Source organism: Bacteroidota bacterium (genome assembly GCA_021300195.1).
In the GTDB taxonomy this organism is placed as follows: Bacteria; Bacteroidota; Bacteroidia; order J057; family JAJTIE01; genus JAJTIE01.
Genome location: JAJTIE010000027.1, coordinates 1 through 9,622 on the forward strand (window position 1 = coordinate 1; position 9,622 = coordinate 9,622).

The 9,622-nt window shown below is 56.6% G+C and carries 5 protein-coding genes; 4 read left to right on the forward strand and 1 reads right to left on the reverse strand.

Going from position 1 to position 9,622, the window contains the following annotated elements; translation table 11 throughout:
* Positions 1–485 precede the first annotated feature (485 nt).
* Positions 486–683: a hypothetical protein gene (locus LW884_06905; GenBank protein MCE3008055.1), complete on the forward strand. Its 198-nt coding sequence runs from the start codon at positions 486–488 to the stop codon at positions 681–683.
* A 62-nt stretch (positions 684–745) separates the two neighbouring features.
* On the forward strand, positions 746–1,945 hold the full coding sequence (locus LW884_06910) for a hypothetical protein (GenBank protein ID MCE3008056.1): 1,200 nt from the start codon (positions 746–748) through the stop codon (positions 1,943–1,945).
* 61 nt (positions 1,946–2,006) lie between these two features.
* Here the strand turns inward: LW884_06910 and rmuC are convergent, their stop codons facing one another.
* Positions 2,007–3,356, reverse strand: a complete 1,350-nt coding sequence (gene rmuC / locus LW884_06915; protein MCE3008057.1) for a DNA recombination protein RmuC — start codon at positions 3,354–3,356, stop codon at positions 2,007–2,009.
* Between the two features lie 91 nt (positions 3,357–3,447).
* Here rmuC and LW884_06920 point away from each other — a divergent pair, with 91 nt between their 5' ends.
* On the forward strand, positions 3,448–6,279 hold the full coding sequence (locus tag LW884_06920; GenBank protein MCE3008058.1) for a hypothetical protein: 2,832 nt from the start codon (positions 3,448–3,450) through the stop codon (positions 6,277–6,279).
* A gap of 224 nt (positions 6,280–6,503) precedes the next feature.
* Positions 6,504–9,622, forward strand: a 3,119-nt coding sequence (locus LW884_06925; GenBank protein MCE3008059.1) for a hypothetical protein, incomplete at its 3' end; no start/stop codon positions are given.

Sequence of the window (9,622 nt, forward strand, 5' to 3'; positions counted from 1 at the left end):
AATCTGCAAAAGACTCGAGGCCTGGGTGGCTGTTAGCTCCAGGGCGAATGCCTGCAGAATCTTTTTCTGCCTATATCTGCTTAAATTGCTGTTATCCATTGACTTACAAGGTGATTTCTTGTACTTTGATAGTCAAGCCCCTATTTTTTTTATATCTTAGTAGGCAAGCACTAATTTTGAAAAAAACCGATTAGAATTGATGGTATTTGGTACTCAAGTGAAGGGAAATTTTTTGGCAATAATAATTATGATTTTGGAGATATTTACATAAAGAAAGGAATACTAGATTTTAAAGGAGAAATGATAAAAAAGTACACCATGAGAATTGAAAAAATATTAGTAGTATACAGACGGGGATGGGATATAAATCAATGAATTTTTTGGTATATAATTGCGATTGTATTTTTGTTACCTTCAGTTTGATTTGTTTTTATGAACGATATCCACTCGGCTTTTTTATCTTTATATGCCTATTTTAAATTGGAATGGCGATAAATGGCTATGTTGGTTATATAGATGCTCAGGGCCCTTGGATAAAAATAACTGGTACGCGTAAAAGTGGGATGAAAGTTGATATATTTATCAGAGAAAATGGCTATCATGGAGCTTTTGGCAGAACAATAAAAATATACAAAAGGCTTGAGTCCTACATCAAATTATACGTAGAATACCAAAAAAATTAGAAACCATTCAGGCAGAATTAACACAATAAATGAGATTACATTCGTAAATATAACAAATAAATATGATGAGAATTAAAGATATTTTGTATGCAAGGGATGGAGGATTTTTTAGAAATAATACTTATTACAGGGGCGATATTCACATAGAAGGAGGAATGCTGGAGTTTAACGGGAAATCCACAAATAAATATCCTATAAAAATGGAAGAAGTACTAATAGTAAGTAAGCAAGGAGGGGCTACATGTAAGTGGAAGATTTTTTATATTTCTGGATTTATTTTTCTTATTTTTCTTGTTTTAATGAATACATTTAGTTTTTTTGATTCGGGCTACATTTCTATTTTTTTTAGTTCAATTGTGTCCATTTTTGGATATAGAGGGTATAAAAATGCCCTAGGCCCTTGGATAAAAATAACGGGTACGCGCAAAAGTGGACTGAAGGTTGATGTCTTCATTAGACGAGATGGAGTCCTTGGAGCCTTTGGCGAAACCCAGAGAATATTCGAGCGATTAGAAATCTATATGCATGTCTATAGATCTCAGCAGCTGAAGCTAGTTCAGCATGAAGCAAAAAATCGTGCTAAGTTGGGCATATCAGGAACACAGGCGGATAAATCGGTTCTAAACACGGAATCGGGCTCAAACGAGGAAGGTCTTATGGAAATTTGCTTTGATAAATCTGTCTGCAAGAGAATTATAGAATTAACTGTCAATGAGATCAATCAGGAGAGGACGTTTCCAGAGGTAATATTTAGTAATACTTCTCATAATAGATTTTTACTTATTTCGACTTCTTCGGCTGTTTTTACACAAGATCAAGTTGTAATGTTTGTTGACTTTATGCGAGAAATTGGCCGAAATGTTTTTTATCTTATTCCCTATGAATGTGTAATGGATGGAGAAAAATTTTCAGGTCAATATTATCAAGAGGCAAAGGACTATGAGCATTTTAAAGGAATATGGAGGGCCAAAATAAGTGATTCATGGTCCCATATTGAGGATGTATGGTTCGATGAAGGAATATATATTGATGATTATTTTTTGTACATTGAGGATACAGACATTGTATTGTATAGTTCTTATCTTCGTCAGGTTGTTGTTTTTAATATTCCTCCTCATTTATGCTCTCTTTTTTATTCAATATTTCAGACTGAGATAGCTACAAAGATACAGGATTTGGAGGATCAGGATGTTACTGATGGTTTTCCAAAGAAGGGTGAGATAGAAATGGTTTTCACTAACTATCCCGGCACTTGTAAGTAAGTAGGCGGATGTGTAATTAGCCTTAATTTGTGCAGCTGGTTTTAATATCTGTCATCGAGTGTTATTCCTGCTCACTTTCGTTGCCTTCCAGCAGCTTCTCTGTGAATCTCTTGTTGGTTTTGACTCCCTTGTCCCTTACCTTTTCGGCGGTGCGTATGGCGTTGCCGCTGCCCACGCTCAGCTTGTTCATAGCGCCGACATAGGAGTCTTTTGCGCGGTCTAGCTGCTCGCCTATTTTTATCATGTCTTCGGTAAATCCTACAAGTTTGTCGTACAGGCTGCCGGCCAGGCGGGCTATCTCCTCCACATTTTGCTGCTGCCTTTCCTGCCGCCAGATGGAGGCTACGGTGGTGAGGGTGGCCAGCAGGGTGGTGGTGGTTACCAGCACCACTTTTTTGCTCAGGGCGTACTCAAACAGGCCGGTGTCGCTGCTCACCGCCAGGTTGAAGGCTGGCTCCAGGGGGATGAACATGAGCACAAAGTCGGGGCTATGCGCCAGGCCCTCCAGCATGCTGTAGTCCTTCTCGGCCAGCAGTTTTATGTGGGTGCGGATGCTCTCGGTGTGCGCCCTCAGGTGGCGCGCCTGCTCGGCGGCCTCCTCCGCGTTGTAGTACTGCTCATAGGCCACCAGGCTCACCTTGCTGTCTATTATCAGGCCCTTACGGCCAGGCAGCTTCACCACTACGTCGGGCCGGAAGCTGCGGCCCTCGGCATCCTTATACACCTCTTCGCGTAGGTAGAACTGATCTTTGAGCATGCCGCTGCGCTCCAGCACCATTTCCAGGATGTTTTCGCCCCAGTTTCCCTGCATCTTTTTGTCGCCCTTCAGGGCCTGTGCCAGCTGCCGGGCCTCCTGCCCCACCTGCTGGTTTAGCTCGGTCAGGTGCTTTATGCGTTCGGCTAGCTGGCTGTGGTAGGCCACTTGCTCTTTCTGGCTGGCCTCTACCCGGCTGCCAAACTCCTGCAGGCGCTGCTGCAGTGGCTTCAGGGTGTGGTCCAGCTGCTCCTGGCTCATTAGCCGGAACTGCTGGCTGTTCTCCTTCAGTACCTTCTGGCTCAGCGCCTCAAACTGCTCGATCTGGTTTGCCCATAGGGTTCGAAAGTCCTCTTTCTGGGTTTGCAGGCGCTCTTCCAGTGCCTGGATGTGTGCCATGCGCTGGCTTAGCTGGCTGTTCAGTGCCACCTCCAGTTCGCTTTTGGCCTGCTGCAGGGCACCTAGCTGGGCCTCGCGCTGCTGCAGCTGCTGGGTGTGGGTGGCTAGCTGGCTGTGCAGGTACTGTAGCTCGGTTTCCAGGCTGGCTATGCGGCTCGTATAGCCAGTGGTGTCTGCTACCTGGGCCTTGCTTTTGGCTACCAGGTAGCCGATGGCTGCCCCGGCAGCCAGTCCGATAAAGAGAAAGACGAAATCCATGTGCCAAAGATACGGGCAACACACTGCCAAAACGTGTCGTAGCTATAGCCCGGAGTGGACCATATTGCGCACTTTGGGTATTTTTGGTGCGATGAAATGCTGCATAGGTAGGCCCGGGCCAGGTTCTCCGGGGTTTCGCTGGTTTTTGGGTGGGCTGCTTGTGGGCTGCTTGTGGGTGTGCAGGCTGCCGGCGCAGCCCCGCAGCCTGCAGCAGGTGGCTGCGCTGTATGAGGCGGGTGCCTATGCCGAGGCGGAGATACGCCTGCACAGGCAGCTGCCCAGGCTGAAGGAGGAAGACATACCCTGGGCGCAGCTGTACCAGGCACGCTTGGCCCATGCCCAGGGGTATGCAGACAGTTCCCGTGCACAGTGGGGAGCCCTGGCAGCGCGCTGCACCACGGCTACCGAGCCGTGCATACGCGCCTGGCACGAGGCGGGCGTGAGCTGGCAGGAGGTGCAGCCCGGCCGTGCCTATGGCTACCTGCGCGTGGCCGACTCGCTGCTGGCCTGCAATGCCGAGATGCCGCTGATGCTGCGGGCCAGGCAGGCCCAGCAGTATGCCCATGCCTGCTACCGCGTAGGTAGGCCACGGATGGCCCTGGCGCAGGCACAGTCTGCGCTAGACCTCTACACCAGTATAGGGCTACCCCTGTGGGAGCGAGATGCCCTATATGCGCTGCTGGTGCAGATACAGGCAGACCAAGGCCAGTATGAGCAGGCAGCCGAGGTGTTTCGGCGTAGGGTGCAGGCGCTGCAGGCCGCCTACCCAGCCGATAGCCTGACGGCACAGCCAGGCTATGCTACCGCCTTCATCCAGTGGGCCGAGGTAGAACTACAGTATGCGCACCCGCAGCTGGCCTTCCAGGCGCTGCAGCACGCCCTGGCTGTATATGTTGAGCACCCGCAGCTAGATCGGGCGGTGTATGTGGCCATCCTGCAGCGGCTATCCACCGTGGCACTGGTAATCCGGCAGGTAGATCTGGCCCGCACCTATGCCGAGCAGGCCCTGGAGGGGGTGCGCCAGCACGGGCTACAGCTGGCCGGGCGAATGGTGCCCCTGTATGAGGGCTTGGCCCTGGCCTGCGAGGCACAGGGCGATACAGCGGCTGCCCGCATCTATACCCTGGAGGCTGCCAGGGAGGCACAGCTACATCTACAGGGCCAGGCCCTGGCCGAAAAAATACTGCCCCTGGGCCGCTGGCTGTGGCAGCGCCAGCAGCTGGCCGATGCTGATGCGCTGCTGCAGGCCGCCCTCCCCCCCCTGGCGCGGGCACTGGGGCGGCACCCGCAGCTGGCCGAGCTGTACCTGCTGCAGGCGGATGTGGCGCAGGCACTGGGGCAGCTGCCACCCGCACTAGCTGCCCTGCAGCTGGGCCTGGCCGCTTGCCATGCCCGCTTTTCTCCGCCAGTGCCTGGCAGCCTGGCTGCGCGGTGCTACCCAAACCCCGATGCCGCAGGCAGCCTGGACCCCCTGGTACAGCTACAGCTGCTGGAACGAAAGGCCCGCCTACTGGCGCAGCCCGGCTACCCGGCCACCGAGGCCCTGCAGGCAGTACAGGCGGCTGGGGAGCTGGTGCGGCTGGAGCGCCTGCGCATGGACGAAGTGGGGCAGCAGCGCCTGCTGGCGCACTGGCAGCAGGTACTACAGGCGGGGGTAGCGGCGGCGCTACCACTGGATCGGCCCGGCCAGGTGGGCACCTACATCTGGCAGTGGCAGCAGGCGGCCCAGCAGCTGCAGCTGCTGGATACGGCCTGGGCTGCCTCCTTGGGTTTGGCCGACTTTGCCCGCGAAGAGGAGGCCCGCCTGCGCACGGGCTACCGGGCAGCCAGAGCGGGCTACATACGCACACAGGATAGCGACCCAGCCCGGGCCCGCCAGCTACACCAGGCCTGGCAGCTGGCAGGGGCTGCGCTAGACAGCCTGGAGCATGCATTTTATATCGATTTTCCCGACTACGCCGCGCTGAAGGCGCTACAGCCCAGGCCCGGGCCTGCCGTGGGCGAGCTGTGGCTGAGCTATGTGCAGGCCGAGGGTGCAATCCTGTGCCATGCCCAGCTGGGCACCCGGCAGCATGCCTGGCAGGTACCCGCCACCCCCGAGCTTCGCCGCGCGATGGATGCCTGCCGCCAGCAGCTGCAGGCATCCGATCAGGCACTGTCTTACTCGGCCTACGTGCCTTTTGCCCATCAGCTATGCCAGTGGCTGGTGGCCCCGGGCCTGGTGGGTACAGCGGGTGAGGTGCTGCTCATCCGGCTACAGGTGGGGGGGCAACTAGGCACCCTGCCCTTCAGCGCACTGGTGCTGGAGCCGGATCCCCGCCAGCGCTGGTCTCACACGGCTTTTCTGGGCCAGCGCTGGCCCCTCTGCACCCAGGCGTACCACCTGGCTCCGGGCCTGCGGAAGCCGCTGCGCGAGGGCCCCGCCCAGCTGGCCCTGCTGGATAGCGGCCTGGATGCACGGGCACTGACAATACCGGGCGTGGAGCTAAGGCAGCAGCACCTGGGCACCCTGGCCGAACTGACGGAGCTGGCAGGCCGCCTGCCCCGGTATGTATGGCTGCCGCTGGTGCTGTCAGACTCGGCCCGTAGCCACCTGGGCTACCAGCCCACCCGGCAGGTAGGCCTGTACTGGCAGAACCGGCTACAGCTGGGGGCTAGCCTGCTAGGCGGCCTTACACTGGCCGGTGCCACACTGCCTGCCGCCCAGCTGCTAGCCCTGGGCCGCGCAGGCGCGCAGGCCCAGCTGGCCAGTAGGGCCGGCACATCCGGGTCTGCCGCAGCCGCACTCTTTGCCCGCGTGGTGCAGCTGCACCACGCGGGGCTGCCTATGCCTCAGGCGTTTCATCAGGCCCAGCAGTTCTTCTTCCGCCAGCAGCCGCAGCCCACCCGCTGGGCGCACACTTGGTTGTTTATGGCCTACTGAACGCCTTATCCCAGGCTGAAACGCACCTTCTGCCGGGCAGGGCCATGCCCGGCTTGTGCCCACCTTTTTATTTAGCAGCTGGGGTTTCTTGTTTGGTTTGGAGTGCTTATATCGTCCCATAGTCTATTACCTTTTAACCAATAAAAAGAAAGTTCTAACCTTAAATGCAGCGATTTTCACCTTTTTCCAGACTTCTTGCTCTTTTTCTCTTTTTCTTGTTTGTCTTGTTTACTCGCAGCGTATCGGCCCAGGTGCAGGTTACTACCTTTGCGGGTAGTCCTGCTGGCCTGTCTGGTTCGGACGATGGGGTAGGTCTTGATGCCTCCTTCGAGGCACCACAGGGCCTTACTTTTGGCCCCAATGGGATGCTATTTGTTACCGAGCAGGGCAACCACACCATCCGTCGCATAGCGCCCGATGGAACCGTAACTACCGTGGCAGGCACGGCGGGCCTCACAGGCAGCGATTTGGGTATTGGGGCTGATGCCCGGTTTAATATTCCTGTGGGTATTGTATACCGGCAGGCAGATAACGTGCTATACGTAGCCGATGCAGGCAATAGCCGGATACGAGACGTATTTATTTCAACCAATGGTCAGTCTTTTACTGCAGATACTCGGACCGGGCAAGCCGGTACTGGTTATACGAATGGGGCTGTGGATGTAGCCCGTTTTCGCAATCCCATTGGCTTGGCCCTATCGCCCAATGGGAATACTTTGTACATCTCAGACTGGAATAACCACGTAATCCGTAGCCTGACGCTCCCGGCGACTCCTACCAATGGGCAGGTAGCCTTGCATGCAGGTCAGGCTCCAATCGGTATTAATCCCGCCGGAGGTTTTGCAAATGGTCCTGTAAATTTTGCCCGGTTTAACAACCCAGTAGGGCTGGCAGTAGACGCGCAGGGCAACCTGTACGTGGCCGATGAGGGCAATCACTGTATTCGGCGCATTGCTCCTTCTCCCATCCCAGGCCAGCCAGCGCAGGTAACCACCTATGCAGGCCTGGGCACGGTAGCTGGCACGGCCAATGGCAACGCCACTACCCAGGCGCGTTTCAATACCCCCACGGGTCTGGCCTTCGATGCAGATGGCAACCTGTATGTGGCCGACCAGGGCAACCATGCCATCCGCCGCATAGACCGTAACACCCTACAGGTAACCACGGTAGCCGGCCTGACCGGTACATCCGGACTGGCAGAGGGCACCGGTGCCGTGGCACGCTTTAATCAGCCTTCCGACCTTAGGTTTGATGCCTGCGGAAACCTGTATGTGAGCGACCGGGGAAATAATCGTATCTCTAAGATCAGCTTTTTTCCCCAGATTCAGCTGTCAGTAAATGGTGGAACAGCCAGTGGCTTTGTGTGTGGCACGGGTACGGTACCCGTATCCTTTACGGCCACCGACCCGGGTAACGGCTACGAGGTGCAGTGGAGTGTGGATGGCACCAACTGGGGCAACGCAGGCCTTACCAGCCCCACCTATCAGCTAGAAGCCAGCCTTGAGGGCACCGAAAAGGTCGTCTATGCACGCGTAAGAAATACCGCCACCGGCTGTGCGGGTGATGCGGTTTTTACCTTCACTACCGTCGTTACCCCACCCGCCGCCCCCGTTTTTCCCAGCACCACGGTTTGTGCCGCTTCGGGTAGCACGGTGAGCTTTGCAGGCAACCTGGGAGGCGCCGCTAGAACCCTGCAGGTGAGCGAGACCAACACCCCCACATCGGTGTGGAATGACGTGACAGATATGGACCCCATTACTGGTAATCCGGTCTTTAGTGTTATCCTTACAGTAGCCACGGCTACACGCTACGCCCGCGTGCTAGAACTTGCAACTGGCTGTACCAGCAGTGTGGTGACTTTGACAGCCAACGCCGCCCCCGCCGCGCCCACCTTTGCTGCGGGCGGTACCAGTGTGAGCATCTGCGGTACAGGGGATGTTTCGTTTATCGCTAGCAACCCCGGCGCAGGCTATGAGGTGCAGTGGAGCACCGACAATACCACCTTTGGTGACGCAGGTACGACTAGCCCCGCCTACGCCGTAGCCGCCGTAGCTAGCATTACCCGCTACGCCCGCGTGCGCAATACCACCACGGGCTGTGTGAGCAGTAGCGTAACGCTTACCGGCACGGCCAACGCCCAGCCCGCCGCGCCCACCTTTGCCAGTACCACGGTAAGCCGCACTGGCAGCGGCGACATCAGCTTCACCAGCGGCAGCCTGGGTACTAACGAAGAAGTGCAGTGGAGCGAGAACGGCACCAGCGGCTGGGCCGCCAACGGCACCAGCCTCAGCAGCCCCGCCTACGCAGTAGCAGCTGGTGCCACCATAACCCGCTACGCCCGCCGCTTCAACACCAGCACCCAGTGCTTCAGCGCCAGCGTAACCCTGACCGGCACGGCCACCGCCGCTCCCGGCCAGCTGATGGGTGGCACCATCGGCAGCAGCCAGACCCTCTGCGTCGGCTCAGACCCCGCCGCCTTCGGCAGCACCACCGCCGCCAGTGGTGGCACTGGCACGCTGAGCTACCAGTGGCAGAGCAGCACAGCAGAGAACTTTTCAGCCAACGTTACCAGCATAGCCGGTGCTACCGCTGCCACCTACGACCTGGCCGTACAGAACACTGCCGGCACCACCTACTACCGCCGCCGCGTAACGGATGCCAACCAAGCCGAAGCCTTCTCGAACGTGATCAACGTTGTGGTGAACGCCCTGCCCGCCGCCCCCGTACTGGCCGTACAGGCCCGCATAGGTGCAGGCAACGTACAGTTTAGCTACGGCGGCACCCTGGGCACCAACGAGCAGCTACAGTGGAGCAGCAACAACACCACCTTTGGTAATGCCGGTGCCACCAGCCCCGCCTTTGCCGTAACCGCAGGCGACCGGCTAAACTTCTACGCCCGCATTGTAAACACCCAGACCCAGTGCGCCAGCGCAGTAACCACCGTAACCGGCACCGCCTACCTGCAAAACAGCAGCCTGACGATCGCCCAAGCCGCCGGCAGCAATAGCCTCAGCATCCCGGCAGGTGTTAGCGCTGTAACCGGCACCATCCAGTGGCTGGACGCCAACCTGGAGGCGATCGCCAATGCTACGGGCGTTACCTTCACCCCCACTGCCAACGGCACCTACTACGTGAGCTACCGCGATGCCAATGGCGACTATCAGGTTAGCAACGCCATCAGCTTTGTGGCCGCTACCACCGCCCGCACCGCTAGCCTGGCCGCAGGCGGCATCCAGCTGTACCCCAACCCCAGCCCGGGCCAGCTAAACGTAGCCCTAGCCACCCCCGGCAGCTACAGCCTACAGCTGACCGACCTGCAGGGCCGCGTGGTGTACACCACTGC